Origin of the sequence: Methylobacterium sp. WCS2018Hpa-22 (genome assembly GCF_031843785.1) — a bacterium.
Taxonomy (GTDB): Bacteria; Pseudomonadota; Alphaproteobacteria; order Rhizobiales; family Beijerinckiaceae; genus Methylobacterium.
On sequence record NZ_JAVTJA010000029.1, the window covers coordinates 13487 to 31961 of the forward strand.

Below are 18475 nucleotides of genomic sequence, written 5' to 3' on the forward strand. Positions count from 1 at the left end.
GGATGTGAACATGGCCAAATCACCCTGCATACGAGCCATACCGCAAATCTTTAATTACAAGCCAAGAAACGAACATGACGTTCGGAAGCACCTCACAGGTTTTGAAGGAAAAGAAGAAGCAGAAAAGCGTCATAAATCGCTTTTAAAATTTCTAAAAAAGTATCAACCATTAGATTCAGATTTAATTACCAGATTGTCCCGATGTCGACGAAATCATAGGTGCCGTCTCCAGTCCTGCCCAATGTGTATGCGACGTCTCAGAATTTGGTTTTGCGATCAAGTAGCGCCGTTGATTTCCGCCGTGCCTAGGGAATGGCTATGGGTAACTCTAATCCCTGAACGGCATTGCCACCCAGAGGGCTCGCTGGCCGAATTCAAGCCGCAGAATTTAATTGAGGATTTGCGTAGAGCTCTGAGGAGCCACGGGATAAAAGATATAGTAATCTGCGGCGCCATTGATTATTGCATGGAAATCAGAAAAACAGTTGAGTTCACCCCATTATATCATTGGGTGCCCCATTGCCATTTGTTGGTTCGCATATCGTCAAAACAGCAAAGTCTGCTTAGAACGGCTTTTAGTACCAATTTACCTTCAAGTACGCTTGTCGATAGGCCAGTACATATTGCGCCGCTTAAAAGTGATGGCTTTGAAATTTTAAGGCCAATCTCCTATTGCGTAAAAGCGAGGTTCAATAGCGTTTATGTTCCTCCGCGTAGCGAGTCGAAGCCGAAAGCTAAACGGAAAAAGCAGCGTATGCATGGCCGGCATCAAGCCGAATTGGCGTCCTTTTTAGCAAGAAACAAATTGAAAGATCGTTTGGTGCTCATAGGCGCAAAGCGGGTTCAAAAAAGCATTGTTTTGTCTGCGCGACTGCATGTCCGAAAAACCAACGCGAGGGCGACTAATTTCATATCGTATACGGACGCTTTCCGTTTCGACACCAGCTGGTGAAGGCCTAAAGCCAGATAGCTGACAAGAAACAGGCAAATCCGATTTCGGCCAAATAACTAAGCCTATCCTCCATCCGTAGATTAGAGTAAGATTTCCGCGGACGCATTCGCAGACTACGGATAGAAACAGCTACTTCCAGTGACTGCGGCGGATGCAGCAATCCAAATGCGCCTCTGCCTGGGTCGATTATCCATGATGATCGACAACGAGTCTCAGCCGTTTGGCACCTGGAACTTTTCGTGCCTGATAGGCGCATAGCCATACATCCAGATCAGCAATGCGTGTTCGGTAGGTGGTTCTTGCGCGTGAGGCGGACCAATCGGTGGTTCGGCCTTTTGCAAAAGTGGCACTCATAATCAACCCGATGCCATCCGCTCCCGGCTGGTCCATCGAAAGCCGATCAGAATACGAAGGCCCGTAAAGCCGAAGTTGCTCGATATCCTTTCGTGAAGAGGCCAGGAGCGGATGGGAATGGAAATCCCCGAGCCTCTTCCATGGGGCTCGGGCTTTCTTTGCAATGGCGGCCATCACCTGCGCTGACATAGGGCTTCGTTCAATCCAATCGGCGGTGCGGTTCACGGCGCTCACAGGCACCATGCGCTGCATAAGAAGCGTGGTTTCGTTCTTGTCGCGAAATCGCCGCCCGAACATGACGCCCCCGACCTCGAGCCCAGTATACGAGTACGTGAGGCACGGCGGTTCCATCTCCGGCCCTTCCTCATTGGCTTCACGCGCCTGTAGATAGGCACTGAGGTGGTGTGCGCTGGTTGGCGTCATAAGGGGCGGCACCAGGGCTGCCTCGGCTGTGGCCATCAGCATATCGACGAAAGCCTCATGGGTGACGCGCACGACAAGGCGCCGCCCGTTTCCGGTCGGTGACATGGAATTGAACTCCTGATTTTGGGTGAAAGAAACGGAAGCAGCCGTTTCACTGGGATCGCCCGATCCGCTCATTCTCGGAGAACCGAACAAAGAACGCGGTACAAATCGGAAAACAGGCTTGCCTGATACAGCCCCCCCCTACATAGGATTCATGCTCATTCGACTTCTTTGAAGCAGCCAGGACCGATGTTGCGAGCGAAAGCACTGAAAGCGCGAATTGCCATTTTGTCGCTTATGGCGCCCACCATTGCGATTGGTGCGGAGGGAGAGACAAGCATTGCCCCCATGCGTCCCGCGGGAGCAGCCGTAGGGGCATCGAGCTCTGCGGATGTCAGGTCTGTTCAGGTGGTAGCTTCAGGTGAAACTGCAGAGCAGGCAAGGCAAGAAGCTGTGCGGTTAGCTATTCAACAAGTGGCCGGGGTGTTTGTCGACCATCGAAGGCAAGTCGAGCTTAAGGTTGCCCAGTCGTCAATCGATGATGTTGTTAAGGAAAAAGTGCTTTCATATACAAACGCACACGTAGAGAGCGTCACTATTATAAGCACCGAGCAAATCGGGAATAATATCGTAGTCACAGCGAAAGTTGATGTAAAAGTAAAGCCGTTACTAAAAGTTCTATCAGATAGCGTTGTGCCTGTTATTGGATTCGACTCTATATCTGCAGCAAGCAAGGCAGAAAGTCTATCACAGAAAAAGGCGGACGCTGTTACGTTGTATGCGGATATGTTGGCACGTTTAGATAAGCTTGTTTCTGTCAAAATAGGGAAGCCAGCCGTCGACGAATCTAAAGAATCTGCTGTTGGCACATCCTGGATTAAGGTGCCGGTGCAGTTGGAGGCTAACGCGGCCGCAATTGATGAATGGCGCGAAAAGTTTGATATTATAGCAGCCAAAAAATTCGAGGTGTTAGTGACCTCAAAGCGAGAAAGCTTTAATCGAAATAAGTGCAACGTGCCAGAGATCAATATGTACGATCTGGCAGATTCGGTCGATCGAGCAACCGAAAAGGGAGGGCAGTCAAATTCTCGCTCAAGTGCTGCTGCGACCGTTTGCTTCGCCCAAAGCGGTAAGTCGGCACAAATACCGGCAGATTGCTTTCATGCTAACTTCCCTGAAAATAAGAAGAATCCATACGAGGGGCGGTGCGAGGATGAAGGCTCCTGCACTCAAGTAAGCCACTTCAATAAAAAAGTCTTAAGTATTGAGTTGCTTGATCAAGACAACGACAGAATCGATGGGCAATTCATAAACTTCTCCGACCGCTATGCGCCTTCTGGGTTTCCTAAAATCGAGAGAGCCGATCAAAATATTTATACGCCATATAGTGACACGTTCAAAATCGACTTCTGTTCTGGAAAATCAGATGTATTTTATGACTTCCACAGAGGTTCGTCTGCAAGAAGCCAGCATAGCATATTCTTTATTCCGAAAAGAGGCACTAAGATCGATTTCGAAGTAGCCTTGCCAGTCTCAAACGAAGATATACCGAAAATAGCAAAAGTTCGGGCTGCGTTCAAAACTCAGCTGAAGCAATAGGAAAAAAGTTATGTCTGGAGCTTATGCCTTGTCTCGAATCGGAATTGTTGTCTTCTTGCTCTGTACTAATCAAGTTATAGCGCAAACGATAGAGTCTGTTCCAGACGGAACCACGTCGTGGAAAGCGGGAGCTGATGGAGTTACACTGGATTTTCGACCAGATGGCACAATCAAAAGAATCTACTCTAAAGAATCACACCCGGTAACTTTCGACGACAAGAGGGGTATAAAGACAGCTTCAATAATAGCTGAAGAAAAAGCAAAAGGAGAAATCGTCAGATTTATGCGACAGGATGTTGCAAGCGGCAGAGCAGTATCCGAATTAGAAGCGACACTGTCAAAAACAACACAAACTTCAAATGGAGAGCAAAAATCAAATCTAAAGATCGATGAGCGTGCTGTTGTCGAGAGTGTGAAGCAATTTAGCAGCTCCTTCTCTTCGGGTACTCTGCAAGGAGTTGTTGTTCTTGAGCAGGGTTATGATGAGAAAGAAAAGGAGGCCTGGGTCGTCGTCGGGCTGAGTGAAAAAACAATAGCTGCGTCGAAGGCAACCCGGGAAATGTTGGCCCCGACGGATGATGTAAAAAATACCCCAGGTGCCGTTTTACCATCGGGGGCAAGTGACAACGCTAAAGCTGGAGCATCTAAAGGTTATACTCGGAAAGGAAATCAAGACTTTTGATACTTCATTTATAGAAAACTGAGCTCAATTCCTGTCTCATTGTAGAATGGGCTGGGAATTGAGCTAGACGATTAGCTATATCTTAGTGCGAGGTTTATTTGTTGAACGCAAATCCTACTTACAACGCGCTGGACCTGCGTGGCCGACCAAGTGCCTCCACGAGCGGTAGGGATACCCTTTGAATCGAGTGCAGCCGCAATTTCCCGCAAAGAAGCGCGTTCGTTTGAAGCTCGGATTTCAGCGATAATTGGAGCCAAATCGGCTGCACGGTTTGCGGCAGCCCGTACACGAACGGCCTGGCCGTTTGCACGTCCCACATCCTGCCGTTTGAGGTTCTGCGGACTACCCAGCTTTTGACCACGAGCCTTCGCAGCCGCGAGGGCTTTTTTTGTGCGGTCTCCGATCATCCCGGCTTCGAGCTCGGCCACGGCAACCATTTGCTGCAAAAGAAACCGGCCTGTCGGACCTTCGATCCTTGGAAGGTCGCAAAACCGCACCTCTACGCCAGCCTCAAGCAGCTTCGACAGGAAGGCGACTGAGCGGGTAAGGCGAGAGACGTTTGCCACCACCAGGGCACCACCGGTCACACGGCAACGTGCAAGCGCTTTTGCCAACTCAGGTCGTGCCTCAGATCGCCCGCTTTCAACCTCCACGAACTCAGCCGTGAGGTGCCAGGAGCCGCCGTTCAGAAAGGTGCGAACCGTCTCGCGTTGTGCGTCGAGGCCAAGGCCGGATTTGCCTTGCCGGTCGGTGCTCACGCGATAGTAGGCGACGAAGGCACCCTCATTCATAGGGCACCATACCACCTAGAATGTCGACTGTCACGTCTCTTTGAACGTTCGTCTAACGAGTTGTATCAGTTGAGCATAAAGGGCTTTTCCGGCCCGCCCTCTTCAGGGATTGCCGTCCGCGGAAGAGTGCAGATCATGCGTGCCGGGCTAACCAAAAAAAATGTTGATGGCGATCAATCATATGGCACCCGTCGATATGTCTTGCATTATAATGGCGAAAACAAAGGACCAAATGTCAATGACACGTCGTTTGAGACTCACCAAATTTAAAGATGTCGATATCGCGGATAGTTTTTTTGATAGTCTCAAGGATGGATATAAGGCGGATTTTGAAGCCTGGTTTGCAAAGAAATCAGAGGAGGAGCTTTACACGGTCGTTGATGATGCCGACGAATTAAGTGGAATGGTTTATCTGAAGGGTGAAAAAGGCGAGATATCAGACATAAGCCCACCGTTGCCAAGCATGTCCTGGCTGAAGGTAGGCACGTTTAAGATAGATAGTAGAGGAACACGTCTGGGCGAGCGGGTGATTAAAAAGATATTTGACACCGCTATTTCAATGGATTCCGATGGTATTTATGTAACGGTTTTTGAGACGCATGCCCACCTCATAAAGTTATTTAGACGCTACGGATTTATCGAATGGGGTACGAAGGTCACGAAAAACGGTACAGAGCTCGTTTTGGTTAGAATTCTTTCCGAGTTACATGGTGATCTGCTCTTGGATTACCCCTTTGTACACGTCAATGGCAAGAAACACTGGCTGCTTGCGATTAAACCACAATGGCACACGCAGCTTCTGCCGGATTCGATACTTAGAAACGAGCACAGTGAGATTGTCCGAGATGTGTCTCACACCAATACAATTCACAAGGTTTACATTGGCCACGTCTCGTTTGATCGTATCTCCAAGGGAGACACCATTGTTTTTTATCGGACAATGGATAGACCTCCCGCAAAGTTTAGATCGGTAGTTACGTCAATCTGTGTTGCAGAAGAAATTCGGAAACGACGTGATTTCGCCGACGAAGATGCATTCGTGCGATATTGTAAACCTAGAAGTGTCTATACCGAGGAAGAACTTCGAAACGAATTTCGTCGTCCGGGAATATTATCTGTTGTTAAGATGACGTATAATGCTGCGCTCAACAAACGGTTAATACGCGATACGTTGCTTGACGACATCGGCGTATCGCCCTACTACTGGGTATTAACTGAAATAAGCGCCGGTCAGTTCGGGCGCATTGTCGAGCTAGGGGAAGTGAATGCGCGTCTTATTGTCAATTAAGCCAGAGCATGTAAGCAATATTTTGAACGGAACAAAGCGGTACGAGTTTCGCCGTCGGATGGCCCTGCGCTCGCATGTTAATGTATGCGTAATCTACTCAACTTTACCGGTTGGATTGATTGTAGGCGAATTTGATATCTTGTGTATTTTAAAGGAAAATCCCGAAGTTTTATGGGAAAAAACCGCCGAAACCGCCGGTATCTCAAAACGTTACTATGATGAGTATTTTCACGGTCGAGAGACCGCTTGCGCAATTAAGATTGGCGATGTGCGAACGTACAAGACTCCTATCGCTCCAAAAACAATCTCGAAACAGTTTTCGCCTCCGCAGTCCTACATGTATATCAAGAATGACACCGGCAATGAATGGCTGAAGCCAGATCAATTTGAAATGTTTTCGTCTTTATGAAACATTCCACCGTAATAGTTCTGGGAATTTCCGGTGTAGGAAAAACAACCTTATGTGAGGCGTTTGTCGCCAAACATAAAACATTCCTCCATTTTTCAGCGAGCAAACTTTTACAAGCTGCGACGGGCTGTAGTCCCGATCGGTTGCGGTTGTTGCCTAAGGAGTCGATAATAAAAAACCAGAATTTACTTGGCGAAGCATTATTCCAAAAGATGGCTGGACGAGAAGGCTATAACTTGATCATTGATGCTCATACAATCATTGATAACGAAACGGGCCTTGTAGTCGTACCCATCGAACCGATAGCGTCCTTAAATCCAAAGGGATTTATCTTCCTTCATGCCGCGCCCGAAGTCTTGTTGCAACGTCGGCTAACAGACAATAGAAAGAGACCATATCGAACCGCTACGGAGCTTCGCAAGCAACAATCAATTGCAAAGGGAATAGCATATAAATACGCAAGAGCCCTTCATAAAAAGATCAATCTAATTCAGAGTGATAAATTTGAGGATTTTGATGACGCGGTGGTAAATATCGCCGAAAGCTGACTCTTTATTCAGATATAGTTGAGTTTAGCTTTCGCGACGGATCATTATATCTTACTTCAGTAACCGAAGGCAGATATAAACCTCTGCTTTTGGACGTTAACTTAAATCCATACCACTCGAAAATCCGCTCATACGCAGGGAGCTTCTTCTCTGATACGGTCAAATGAGGCTGGTCCGTTCCAAGCCAATGCAACAGCCCGTCGAATATTCTTACGCCCAAGCCTTTACCGACATACTCCGGCGCGATCCGCACGGTACAAATTTTCTTCTCGAAGGGGGAGGATTTTGCGATTCCGAGTCCAACAAGGCGCCCATCGCGTTCTATGCGCAGCAGATGGCGGGTGCCATTTTGAATGCCTGGAGCGACCTTACCACAGAACCATTCCTCGATGTTTGGGTACTCCGTCGACAACGGCAGAATGAACGCCAACGCCTCAGCCGCCTCGCAGGACAGTTGGTCCGCTGCAAGTGGTGGAGGGAGCGTCACAAGGGCAATGTCTGTCCGACTCATGGTGCGTCATACCATATTGACCGGGTAAGTAGGTAGGCCAGATTTGGGGTGTCCATCTAACTAGCCGCTTGCCTAAGTTCCGAACCAACATTAAGGCAAACCTATTAACACAAATCATCAGTTAAGCGCGGCGAGACTTACATAGGCGTCAGCCCCCTCAGCGAGACACTGAGTCATTAAGGTGGAGATGGCCATCCTATTTTTGATTGCAAGTACGCCGCAGCAAGATTTCCTAATATTCCGAATAAAAATGCTATAAGCATATATATTATTATTGTTTTTCTTCCAGTATGACGCGTAAGTAGTTTTACAAATGCCGTAAAACTTTCGATCTGGTCAGTATTGGGCGTCAATTTTCGCCAATGATATACCATCATGCCTTTTGGTAATGGGTGTGGCGCGTAATGATTCCAAGGATTGTCCTCCAGCAATCTATTTTTGTGAAAAGCCGTATTACTAACAGATAGCTCAGCGCGTACCTGCACTGCGGTGAGAAAAGCAACAGTCTTCAAAGGCACGTTACCCTTTGCCTTATCAGCCATAAGAAGTCGATCTATTCGATCAGGTAGAGTCCTCGATTCGTTCAGTCTAAAATCTACGTACTCTATTTCATCGAATCCACTCTGGAAAAACCAATCTTTTGGCGTTATCACTTTGACAAATGGACTTTCGTACTTCGTTCCGGCCGGAATTCTAATACGAAAGTAAATTTTCTCGTCGTTTGCGAGTTCCCTTATACTCGCTACGAGAGACGGCCTTAAAATTTTAATCAGTGTCCCGCCGCATTCATGCGTTGCTGCAAGTTCTGATTGATCAATTTTCCCTTCTGAAATCGCAAAAACGTGTACTCTACAGTAAAGTTTTCGATCCTGATTAGCTAGTTCAATCCAGCTTCGGCCGTTTCCGACTTGACTGCTTGTTAGAATTTCATTGAAGATACCTTGCGCAATATCGTTTTGGGAAAACCTTGCCCCTAGATCAATTATTGCTTTCGCTTCGATCTTAAAGGGTACATATATATTGATATTTTCGATGGATTCGGCGCCGGACAATAGAATCCCGACCTCCAAAAAATCAACTGGATTTAAATCTTTCCTTCGAAGCCCTAGTCCGGCGACCCGCCAGTAATTCAGATGTGCCTCAAATGACGGTACAGCGTCGCTGTTTAGTTTGGTGCACCATATTGCCATGCTCCCGTTCGAACTGGTCACGCTATTTCCCTCGGCTTTTCCATATTGTAGGCATTATACGCACTATCTCAATGACGGAATTTAGCGTACGATGAAATAACCTTTTGCAAGATCATGTCCGAGGTGGCCAATCTAGATTTCTACCAATATTCGTAAAATAAAAATCGATTTGGCCTTATATACCATCGTCTAAGATGATTAGTACCATCCTGGTCAATGTGTGCTATTTCTTATTCGATAGATTCGAAATGCATTGTTTGCGTGTGGGCTTTTTCCCGTATAACGGAGCGGATAGAAAATGAATGATATTGAAGTTGCGTTCAATGAAGTCGAAATCGAGGAGTATAAATCATGTCGAGATTTGATTTCTCGCCACATCGACATGATTGAAAAGAATGAGATTTACGTTATCGGCGCGGTTGCTGCATCTGCAGTTTTCGCACTTGCCGCCGAAACTAAACAAGTCGCTATTGCCGCTGGATTTATTACAATCTTGATCTCATTGATTGGGTGGGCTAGATATCATGGCTTGAGAAGTACGATTGCTGTAGTTGATGAATATATCAAAGAAAAAGAAGGTCGTTCAGAATCGCTTGGATTTACTCAATATTATCTTAAGCACAAATCTGGTGCCCTCGGAAAGTCCAGGGAAACTGTGTGGTATATATTGCTTGGTTTTGCTTTGTTTTTTGCATTCTTCGTGGGCGGCACAGCGCCGCTTGTAAAAAAAGGGTGTGGTGAGGTGCCTGGTCAAACGTCGGTCAATGGGAGATGATGCTCGACATTTGCCAATGAAGCGCAGTGGTGGTACACAAGCATTTCCGCGGAACGAATAAGTCGTTGATTTTGCTGGTGATTTTTGCGTTGGTGCCCAATCCTTTCCTGGGCACCAAGCAAAAACTAAGTAGCCCATTGACTTAGTTTTTAACCTTGCTTCCCGCACTTCGTTCACATGTGCGGAAGAGATCGAAGCCCGTTGGGCCAGCTGCTCATTATCTGTGGTTTCGGTACAGCCTGCATCGTCCCAGTGCTCCGGCGCGACTGAGCACGGCGGTCTCGGCGCGATCCTTGAACTCCCAATCGGCGCGCAGGATATCCCGGTGCCCTCGGCACAAAAGCGGCGTTGTGCCATTCGCGCTCCTTTGCGCGATGCCAACGAAGCGCGGGCGCGCGTTGTGCGGTGTCAGCGGCGACGCGGGGCAGGGTGGACGGCTCACGCACGGATCCCGGTGGCTTGACGCTCCGAGCCTCCGCCGGTCAAGCTCTCGGGAATTGCGAGCCGGCGTCGGGGCAAGCCCCGCCGACGCCGATGTCCCACTCTCGAGAGACGCTTCCAGAATGGTTCTTCCCCGTTTCCGCCGCGCCACCGGCCGGCTGCTCGCCCTCCTCGGCCTTGTCGTGTCCTTGCTCGTCTCGGCCCCGCTCCTGCCGGCCCGTGCCGCCGAGGCGGTCTTTCCGCCTGCCGGCGGGATCGGTCTGGTGCCGCCCGCCGGGATGACGTTGGCCAAGAGCTTCGCCGGATTCGAGCATCCGTCCGGCGCCTCCATCGTCATCGTCGCGATGCCGGCCGAGGCGTATGGGCAGCTCGCCGAGAAATTCACCCCCGATTCCCTGCGTTCGACGGGCTTTGCCGCCGTGGGGGCTGCCGAGCCGCTGTCCGTCGCCGGCGGCGAGGGGCGGGTCCTGCGCGGCAGCCAGTCGGCCAGGGGGATCGCCTATACCAAGTGGGTCGCGGTGGTGCGGGGCGGGGATGGCACCGGCCTCGTCACCGTGCAGGTTCCGGAAGCGGCCCGTGGGCAGGTGCCGAACCAGGCGGTGGAGGCGGCGCTGGGCACGATCGCCTTCCGCTCGCCCGGCAGCGTCGCCGACCAGATCGCGGCCATGCCCTATTCGGTGGGGGACCTGGCCGGGTTCCGCCCGGTGCGGACGCTGATGGGAAACACCCTCCTGCTCACCGACGGCCCCAAGGACGTCGATCCCGAAGGCACCCAGCCGCTCGTCATCGTGGCGCCTTCCCTGGGGAAGGCTCCGGTGGCAGCCGGCCAGCAGAGCGCCTTCGCCCGCAAGGCGCTGGGCACCATCCGCGAGGTGAAGGACATCGCGGTCACCGACGAGAGCCGCACCACCGAGGGCGGCGCGGTCGTCATCCGCCTGCGGGCCACCGGCAAGGACGTGCGGTCCGGCCGAAAGGTCGGCGTGACCCAGACGATCCGCTTCGAGGGCAAGACCTACCTGCGGGTCATCGGTCTCGCCGGCGCGGACCAGCCGGACGCCCTCGCGCGGGCCGAGCGCGTCGCCGCCTCGGTGGTTCCGCGCTGATCAGGCGGGGCGATATGGGGGACGCGCCCATCACGGTCCGCCCCGGCCCGCCAGGGTTGCCCCCGCGATCGCTGGGCGGCTAGACATCCCTGCGACCGGAACGCCGCACGTCACCGGGCCGGTCGCCGCCTCTTCCCCGTCTCGCGAGGAGCCACGATGCAGAGACCCAAGGATCGCAGTGTCGCCCTCTCCGGGTCCGCTGCATGAGGGTCGTCCGCGCGGCGCGCCTCCACCTGAAGGAGGGAGCCTCCGACAAGGTCTACGAGGTGGACCTCGTGGAGAACGACGCGGTCGCAGCACCGGAGCGGTTCCTCGTCAACATCCGCTACGGACGACGCGGCGCGATCCTGCGCGAGGGATCGAAAACGGCGCAGCCGATCGCGGCCAATGCCGCCGCGAAAGTGTTCGACAGTGTCGTCGTCGCGAAGATCAACGGCGGCTACCGCCGGAGCGACCAGCCCGTAGCGTCATCCGTGACAGGCACGGCCGGGGCCCCGGCCCAGGGCCGCGACGGCATCCTTCTCGCGCGGCTGGCATCCTGCCGGCGCGGGCCGTGGCCGGAGAAGGATCGCGAGCGCCTGCTCTGGCGCATCGGCCAGCTCCGCATCGCGCAAGCGGAGCCGGACCTCGTGGCCATGGTGCAGGATGTCGGGCCGGCGGGGGCGAGCTACGCCCTGGTCTGGGCGCTGGCTCGCGCCGTGGGCGGCAAGGCCGCACCGATCCTCGAGGCCGTGGCGGCCGAGACGAGCAGCGTCGTGATCCGCGACCTCGCCCGCTTCGCCCTGGTCTCGCCGCTGATGGGCGCGCAGACGCGCCGCTCGGGCGATGAGGCGGACCTGCCGGAGGCGGTCGCCCGACCGGCCCGCGCCGGCGACGCGGACGGCCTCGTCGCCGCGCTGACTGCCCTCGCCAGGGCCAAGCCCCTCGCCGTCGGGCCGGCGCTGGTGGCGCTCGGCCGCTGCGCGCAGGACGATGCCGTGCTGCATGCCTGCCTCTGCGCCGCGCTCCCGCGCTTGGCCCCCCGGCCTCCCTACCTCATCGGCCTGCGCCGCCTCTTCAAACATGCCGAGATGGCCGACGATGCCGGCCTCTTCGGCGCCACCGCGCTGCGGCTCGAAACCGCGAAGGCGATGTACAAATCCGGCGACCCTCTGGTCTACTCGGCCGAGTTGCGGCGGCAATTCGTGGTGCGCGATGAACGGGGCGGCCCGGACGCGCGGATCGGCCTGTCCTCCGCCACCTCGCTCTACCTCAAGCGCCGGATCTGGCGGGCCCTGCGCAAGCGCGGCGAGGTCGGCGATCCGGCCTTCGCCGAGATGGCGACCGGCCTGCTGCTGAGGGTGCGGCCGGAGGATCTGGGTCCGCGCACGGTCTCGACCCTGTGGCGGCGTCAGGCGAATGGCACCTGGGGCCGCGAGCCCCGCCTGCGCGGCCCCCTCGCGACCCAATGGGCGGCGAGCCATCTCCTGTTCCGCCATGCCCCGCAGGCACGGCCGCGCTCGGGCTCGGCCACGTTCTTCCTCGATGCCGACACCGACCTCGACTTGCGGGACGAGGCCTTCCCCGATCTCTGGAGCGCCCGGCCCGACCTCGCGCTCCGTCTCGCCACGGAGGGGCGGATCGACCCCGTGGCGATGCTGGGGCTGCGCGTCCTGCGGGCCGACGCCGCCGCCTGCGCCGCCCTCGATGCCGCCGCGGTCGGTCGCCTGCTCGGCGCGACTCTGCCCGCCGTCGCCGCCCTCGGCCTGGAAATCGCGCGGGAGCGGCTCGCCCGGGGCGGCGCCGATCCCGAACTCCTCGCCGTCCTGGTCCAGGCCCGGTTCCCGGAGGCGCGAATGCTCGCCCTGCGGCGGATCGAGGCCGAGGCGGATTTGCCCTGGTCGAACGTGGCGCTGGCCTTCGCGCTGCTCACGAGTGCCGCGCCGGAGGTCGAGGCGGCGCTCCTCCCCCTCGCCCGCGAGCGCGGCCTTCCGGCCGGCGTCGCCGGGCCTTTGGCCGAGCGGCTGGTGGCGTGGCTACGGGCGATGCCGCCGGTCCTCGACGCGGAGGCGGCGGCATCGGTCCGGGCCATGCGCGCGGGCCTGCCGCTGCTCTGGCCGGACCACGACATGCCGGTGGACGGGCAGGACATCGCCGCGCTGATGGCGCATCCGGCCGCGGAGATGATCGCTGCGGGCGTCGCGCTGCTGGCCTTGTCCGGTACCGATGCCGATGGCCTGCCCGCCGAGCAATGGTACGCCCTGATCGGCTCGGACTCCCTGGACGTGCGGGACGCCGCCATCGGCCTCCTGTCGCGCCTGGACGATGAGCGGCTCCGTCGGCACGCCGACCACATCCTCGCCTTCGCCTCCGGTCCTTCGCCCATTCTGCGAACGGCGGCGCGGCCCCTGGTGAAGCGCCTGGTCGATGCCGATCCGGCCAGCACCGGCCCGCTGGCGCAAGCCCTCATGGCGAGCCTGTTCCGCACCGCGCCGGACGACCGGTTCGTCGCCGACATCGTCGCGCTCCTGGGCGAGGCCATGCCGGGGGAACTCGCCGCCCTGGATTCCGGCACCCTGTGGCGCCTCCTGCAGGCGCAGGCCAAGGGCGCGCAACGCCTCGGGGCGATCGTGCTGGCCGAGCGGGCGCCCGGCCTCTTCAGCGTGCGCCAGATCGCGCGGCTCGGGGGCCATTCGCATCTCTCCGTGCGGCAATGGGCGATGGCCGCTTATCTCGCCGAGCCTTCCCGCTTCCAGGCCGAGGCGGCCGAGGCCGTCCTTCTCGTCGAAAGCGACTGGCCGGAGACCTTCGCCTTCGCGGAGAGCCATTTCGCGACCTGGCCGGAGGAGGCCTGGACGCCGGAGGCGCTTTCCGTCGTCACCGACAGCGTCAAGCCGGAGGTCCTGGCCTTCGCCCGCCGGATCCTGCGCAGCCATCTGCGGCCGGGGGAGGCGGATGCCCAGATCCTGCGCCTCCTCGAACATCCCTCGCCCTCCATGCACCTCCTGGTGACGGAGCTCCTGACGGCGCAGGCGGTGGAAAGCGAGGAGGCCTTCGCCCGTCTCGTGCCGCTCGCCCGCATCGTCATGCTGCAGGTGCTGACGGGGCGGACCGCCAAGGACAGGATGGCCGCCTTCCTGAAGGGGGAGGCCCTGCGCAGCCGCGAGCGGGCGCAAGGTTTGCTGCCCCTCTTCGCCGACCTGTCCCTGAGCGTCACGGCGCGCGACCGGAACGCCGCGATCCTGGCGCTTCGCGACATCGCCAACGCCTATCCGGATCTCGATACGCCCCTCGTCCGGCGCCCCTCCGTGGCACGGCCCGCCCCCGGATCCCTGTCGGAGGGTGCCCGATGAACGTCGTCCACCGCTATCTCGGCGAGAGCCGCGCCGTCACGGAAGGGGGCACGACGCGGCTCGGCTTCGCGCCCGATACCTTGCGCGCGCCGACCTTCTTCAACGGAAGGGTCGCCCGCCACCTGCCGTTCCGCGAGGCGATCTCGGCCCTGCACCACGTCGTGGTGTCGGACCTGCGCTTCAAGCCGAAAGACCGCAGCGCCTATTTCGCCTGGCTGCAGGCCAACGAGCAGCAGCTTCTCGCCGAGGCGCTGGCCGGGCGGGACGAGCTGGAGGCCGAGATCGAGTCCCTGCGCCGTGAACTCAGGGACATCGATGCCGCGTCCCAGACGGTGATGCGGCCGTTCTACAAGGCCCGGCAGCTTTATTTCGACCGGCTCTACAAGGAGGATCTCGACGCCTGGATCGTCCTCGACCCGGTCATCACCGTGCATCCGGACGAGATCTTCTTCGAGTGTTTCAGCCTCGACGAATCCACCTACGGGCGCCTCTCCTGTGACCATGACGTGTTCGAGCGCATGGGCGAGATGGCCTTCGGCACCACCAACATCGATTACAGCCACGCTCTGTACGACGAGTTCCAGAAGATCCGCAGCGATCGCGCCACCGAACTCGCCATCGACCCCACGGGCTTCTCCGTCCAGACCGCCGGCACGGAGGAATACCGCGAGGACAAGATCGATCTGCCCGATTCCTGGATGCGGGGCTTCCTCCAGGTCTCGAGCGCCATGACGCAGCCCGCCAGCGTGGTCGATCTCCACCCCGTCGACATGCACGCGATCCTGACGCGCCTCGCCGCCCGCCGGGAGCGGCACGGCCCGCGCTCCCTGCGCTTCCTGCTCGAACCGGACCGGCCGGTGAGCGTGCTGATCGAACCCTGGAACGAGCGCCTGACCTTCCGGCGCTCGATCTACCGAGGATCGGCGAGCGCCGAGATCCGGCTCTGGGGCCGTCGCCGGCTGGCGATCCTCGCCCGCGCCCTGCCGCTCGCCAGATCGGTGCGCCTCCATCTCCTCGGCACCGGTCTGCCCTCCTTCGCGGTGGTCGATTACGGCGGCCTGCGCTTCACCCTCGGCCTGTCCGGCTGGACCGCCAACGACTGGTCCCGCGCCGGCCAGTTCGACCTCCTCGCGCCCCGCACGGATGTCGATGCGGGCACCGCCGCGCGGGTCTTCGCGGCGCTCGGCCGCCATCTCTTCGCCGATGCCGGGACCCTCGCCGCCGAGACCGGCCTCGACCGGGCGACGGTGGAGGCCGCGCTCGGCGGCTACGTCCAGGCCGGCCGCGTCATGTTCGACCTCGACAAGCGGGTGTTTCGCCTGCGCGAACTCACCCGCGAACCGCTGGATGCGAGCGCCCTGCGCTTCGCCTCGGAGCAGGAGGCCAAGGCCGACCGTTTCGTCGCCGCCGGGCTGGTGACCCTCGGCCCCATCACCCGCGCCGAGGGCCGGCGCAGCCTCACCGGCTCGGTGCTGGACGACGGCCGGGCCATGGCGACCGCCGTCGAGATCGACGCGGATGACCGCATGGTCGGAGGCCGCTGCACCTGCGGCTTCTACATCCGGAACAAACTGATGCGCGGCCCCTGCGAGCACATGCTGGCCCTGCGCCGCATCGTCCACGCGCAGGTCGAGGGCAAGCCGATGAGGAGTCAGGCGTGAGGAACCGCGTCGGGAACCGATTGATGCCCTCCCCGGCATGCTTTAAGCTTCATCCCCTGAGGGACGTCGGGTGGAGCGGACCTTGCATTCTGGGCGGCGTTTCGCCGTCCCTGCACCCTGCCCGGCAAAGCGTCACCGGCCCGCTCTTCACTGGGCCGGCACAGACCCCTACCGCGCGCTTTCTGTTTGGGTTCCTTGAACCCAAACGCGCGGTAGGGGTCGTGCCGGCATCGAGTGGACCGGACCAGTCCCGAGACTTGACGAAGGCTTTCCGCCCGGCGTCCCTCACTCGTCCTCCCGTCCGGGCGCGCCGCCCATGAGCGTCCAGCCCGGCTCGCTCACCCGGCAGCAACTCTACGACCGCATCCGCGAGAGCTCGAAGGACGAGGTCGTCCTCGAAGAGATGATCCGGCTCGGCTACTGGCCGGCGGGGACGGATCAGCCGAACCTCCCCGAGGACGTCATCCGCCGCCGGGGCGAGCTCACCCGCGAACTGACGGAGCTGCATCGGAGCGCGGCGCTTTGGAAGAATCCGGATGCCGCCCTCAAGGCGATGCACAAGCGCCGGAAGAAGGCGGCCCTGGAACGGCGGCGCGAAACCAAGCTCAACGGCGCGCGCGGGCGGCACGAACGCGCGCTCGCCTGGCACGGGCGCCGGAACCGGGAGATCCTCTATCTCGGCGAGGGCGTCTCGGCAGGGCTCTCCGCGCGGGGAGACGCTGCAGGGTCGCGAGCCGACGGCCTGCCGGACCTGGCGAGCCCCGTCGCGGTGGCCGAGGCCATGGGGATCGGCCTCGGAGAGCTGCGCTTCCTCGCCTATGACCGGGCGCTCGCCACGGTGAGCCATTACCAGCGTTTCACCATCCCGAAGAAGACCGGCGGGCTGCGCGCCATCTCGGCGCCGATGCCCCGGCTCAAGCGGGCGCAATACTGGATTCTCGATGCCGTGCTCGCCCATGCGGGCATCCACGAGGCCGCCCACGGCTTCGTTCCGGGCCGCTCGATCCTGACGAACGCCGCCCTCCATGTGGGGCGGGACGTGGTGGTCAATCTCGACCTCAAGGACTTCTTCCCGACGCTGGATTACCGCCGGATCAAGGGCAAGTTCCGGGGCCTCGGCTATGCCGAGCCGGTGGCTACGGTGCTCGCCCTGCTCTGCACCGAGCCGGATGTGGACGAGGTCGAGATCGACGGGCAGCGCTTCTACGCCGCACGCGGCCCCCGCCGCCTGCCCCAGGGGGCGCCCACGAGCCCGGCGCTCACCAACCTCGTCTGCACCCGCCTCGACGCGCGCCTCACCGGCCTCGCCGCGTCGCTCGGCTTCACCTACACCCGCTACGCCGACGACATGACCTTCTCGGCCTCGGGCGAGGCGGCAGGCAAGACCGGCGCGCTCCTGAAATACGTGCACGAGATCGTCGCCGGGGAAGGCTTCACAATCCATCCCGACAAGACACGGGTGATGCGGCGGGGGCGGCACCAGGAGGTCACCGGGCTCACGGTGAACGAGCGGGTCGCGGTGCCGCGCGAGACCTTGCGGCGGTTCCGCGCCCTATTGCACGGCATCGAGGGGCACGGACCCGCCGGCCGCCGCTGGGGCCGGAGCGAGGGGCGGGCGGTGCTCGCGGCGGCTTTGGGCTTTGCCCGCTTCGTCCGGATGGTCACGCCCGAAGCCGGTGCTCCCCTGGTCGCGCAGGCGCGGCGGCTCGCCGAGAAACACGGGGCGCCGCAGCAATCGGCCCAGCCCCGGATCACCCCCTTCCGCGCGCAATCCGCCCGGGGTGTGCCGCCGCGCGAGGGCTGGTGGAGCCCGGCCGAACGCCCGCCGCCGCAGCCCGATCCCATCCTGCTCGAGGCCGAGCGGACCGCCAGAAGCGTGCCCGGACGAAGCGGCCTGCCGTCCATAGGCCGTCGCCCCGAGCCGGCCTCCGACCAGCCGCGTCCCGGATCACCGCCCGGCGGCGATGTCGGAGAGGACACGCCGCTGAAGCCCTGGATGGTGGCGCTCGGCGTGTTCGTCCTGTTCCAGGCCGGCGCCATCGTGCACCCGGTCCTGGGATTGCTGGTGCTCGCCGCTTCACTCGTGATCGCAATCCGGCGCTGGCTCCGTCGCCGACGCCGGAGATAGGGATCTCGGAGGGGGTCCGGCTTCCGGCCGCATTCCGGCGGCTTCTCACACCGGGTCTCGATGGCCCTGATCCATGGGGCGGGGTCATCGAGGTCCGGTTGCCCCCTCCGCCCCCGGTGACGTGCCGGCGGCCTGCCAGCGGCTTGCTCCTACGGATGGACATCCGACGCTCGATGCCGACCCCTAAACCTCCGAGATGGGTGGAGGCTGTGTGAAAAGAGGACGCCAAGCTGGGGCTGTCCGGCC

At 58.8% G+C, this 18475-nt stretch carries 15 protein-coding genes; 11 read left to right on the forward strand and 4 right to left on the reverse strand.

Annotated elements, in window-relative coordinates; genetic code table 11:
• The first annotated feature begins 10 nt into the window (after positions 1–10).
• Positions 11–952, forward strand: a complete 942-nt coding sequence (locus RQI43_RS23905) for a hypothetical protein (protein WP_311276816.1) — start codon at positions 11–13, stop codon at positions 950–952.
• A gap of 186 nt (positions 953–1138) precedes the next feature.
• Here the strand turns inward: RQI43_RS23905 and RQI43_RS23910 are convergent, their stop codons facing one another.
• Positions 1139–1906: a hypothetical protein gene (locus RQI43_RS23910; RefSeq protein ID WP_311276817.1), complete on the reverse strand. Its 768-nt coding sequence runs from the start codon at positions 1904–1906 to the stop codon at positions 1139–1141.
• A gap of 114 nt (positions 1907–2020) precedes the next feature.
• Between RQI43_RS23910 and RQI43_RS23915 the strand changes: the two genes are divergently transcribed.
• Both RQI43_RS23915 and RQI43_RS23920 read left to right on the forward strand, forming a co-directional pair.
• On the forward strand, positions 2021–3370 hold the full coding sequence (locus RQI43_RS23915) for a hypothetical protein (protein WP_311276818.1): 1350 nt from the start codon (positions 2021–2023) through the stop codon (positions 3368–3370).
• Between the two features lie 10 nt (positions 3371–3380).
• On the forward strand, positions 3381–4052 hold the full coding sequence (locus RQI43_RS23920) for a hypothetical protein (protein ID WP_311276819.1): 672 nt from the start codon (positions 3381–3383) through the stop codon (positions 4050–4052).
• A 71-nt stretch (positions 4053–4123) separates the two neighbouring features.
• Here RQI43_RS23920 and RQI43_RS23925 read toward each other — a convergent pair whose 3' ends face one another.
• Positions 4124–4843, reverse strand: a complete 720-nt coding sequence (locus RQI43_RS23925) for a recombinase family protein (RefSeq protein ID WP_311276820.1) — start codon at positions 4841–4843, stop codon at positions 4124–4126.
• Between the two features lie 166 nt (positions 4844–5009).
• On the opposite strand from RQI43_RS23925, the gene RQI43_RS23930 reads away from it, so the two are divergent.
• From RQI43_RS23930 to RQI43_RS23940, 3 genes are read left to right on the forward strand one after another with little or no spacing between them, the layout of a single operon-like run.
• Positions 5010–6131 carry an N-acetyltransferase gene (locus RQI43_RS23930; RefSeq protein WP_311276821.1) on the forward strand — a complete coding sequence of 374 codons (1122 nt, stop codon included), beginning with the start codon at positions 5010–5012 and terminating at the stop codon, positions 6129–6131.
• A gap of 58 nt (positions 6132–6189) precedes the next feature.
• Positions 6190–6540, forward strand: coding sequence for a hypothetical protein (locus RQI43_RS23935; protein WP_311276822.1), 351 nt, complete (start codon positions 6190–6192; stop codon positions 6538–6540).
• Entirely contained in the window at positions 6537–7088 is a 552-nt protein-coding gene (locus RQI43_RS23940) for an AAA family ATPase (RefSeq protein ID WP_311276823.1), read from the forward strand. Before RQI43_RS23935 ends, RQI43_RS23940 begins: the two co-directional genes overlap by 4 nt.
• Before the next feature lie 4 nt (positions 7089–7092).
• Here the strand turns inward: RQI43_RS23940 and RQI43_RS23945 are convergent, their stop codons facing one another.
• Together RQI43_RS23945 and RQI43_RS23950 are read right to left on the reverse strand one after the other, a co-directional pair.
• Positions 7093–7599 carry a GNAT family N-acetyltransferase gene (locus tag RQI43_RS23945; protein ID WP_311276824.1) on the reverse strand — a complete coding sequence of 169 codons (507 nt, stop codon included), beginning with the start codon at positions 7597–7599 and terminating at the stop codon, positions 7093–7095.
• Positions 7600–7775: 176 nt separating this feature from the next.
• Positions 7776–8810 carry a hypothetical protein gene (locus RQI43_RS23950; RefSeq protein ID WP_311276825.1) on the reverse strand — a complete coding sequence of 345 codons (1035 nt, stop codon included), beginning with the start codon at positions 8808–8810 and terminating at the stop codon, positions 7776–7778.
• A gap of 277 nt (positions 8811–9087) precedes the next feature.
• Between RQI43_RS23950 and RQI43_RS23955 the strand changes: the two genes are divergently transcribed.
• From RQI43_RS23955 to RQI43_RS23975, 5 genes are all read left to right on the forward strand, one after another.
• Positions 9088–9564, forward strand: a complete 477-nt coding sequence (locus tag RQI43_RS23955) for a hypothetical protein (protein ID WP_311276826.1) — start codon at positions 9088–9090, stop codon at positions 9562–9564.
• Positions 9565–10127: 563 nt separating this feature from the next.
• Entirely contained in the window at positions 10128–11108 is a 981-nt protein-coding gene (locus tag RQI43_RS23960) for a hypothetical protein (RefSeq protein ID WP_311276827.1), read from the forward strand.
• Positions 11109–11311: 203 nt separating this feature from the next.
• Positions 11312–14440 (forward strand): hypothetical protein, encoded by a 3129-nt coding sequence (locus RQI43_RS23965; protein WP_311276828.1) that lies wholly within the window; start codon positions 11312–11314, stop codon positions 14438–14440.
• Positions 14437–16101 (forward strand): SWIM zinc finger family protein, encoded by a 1665-nt coding sequence (locus RQI43_RS23970; RefSeq protein ID WP_311276829.1) that lies wholly within the window; start codon positions 14437–14439, stop codon positions 16099–16101. Before RQI43_RS23965 ends, RQI43_RS23970 begins: the two co-directional genes overlap by 4 nt.
• Before the next feature lie 316 nt (positions 16102–16417).
• Complete coding sequence (locus RQI43_RS23975) at positions 16418–18229, forward strand: reverse transcriptase domain-containing protein (RefSeq protein WP_311276830.1); 1812 nt, start codon at positions 16418–16420, stop codon at positions 18227–18229.
• Positions 18230–18475 lie beyond the last annotated feature (246 nt).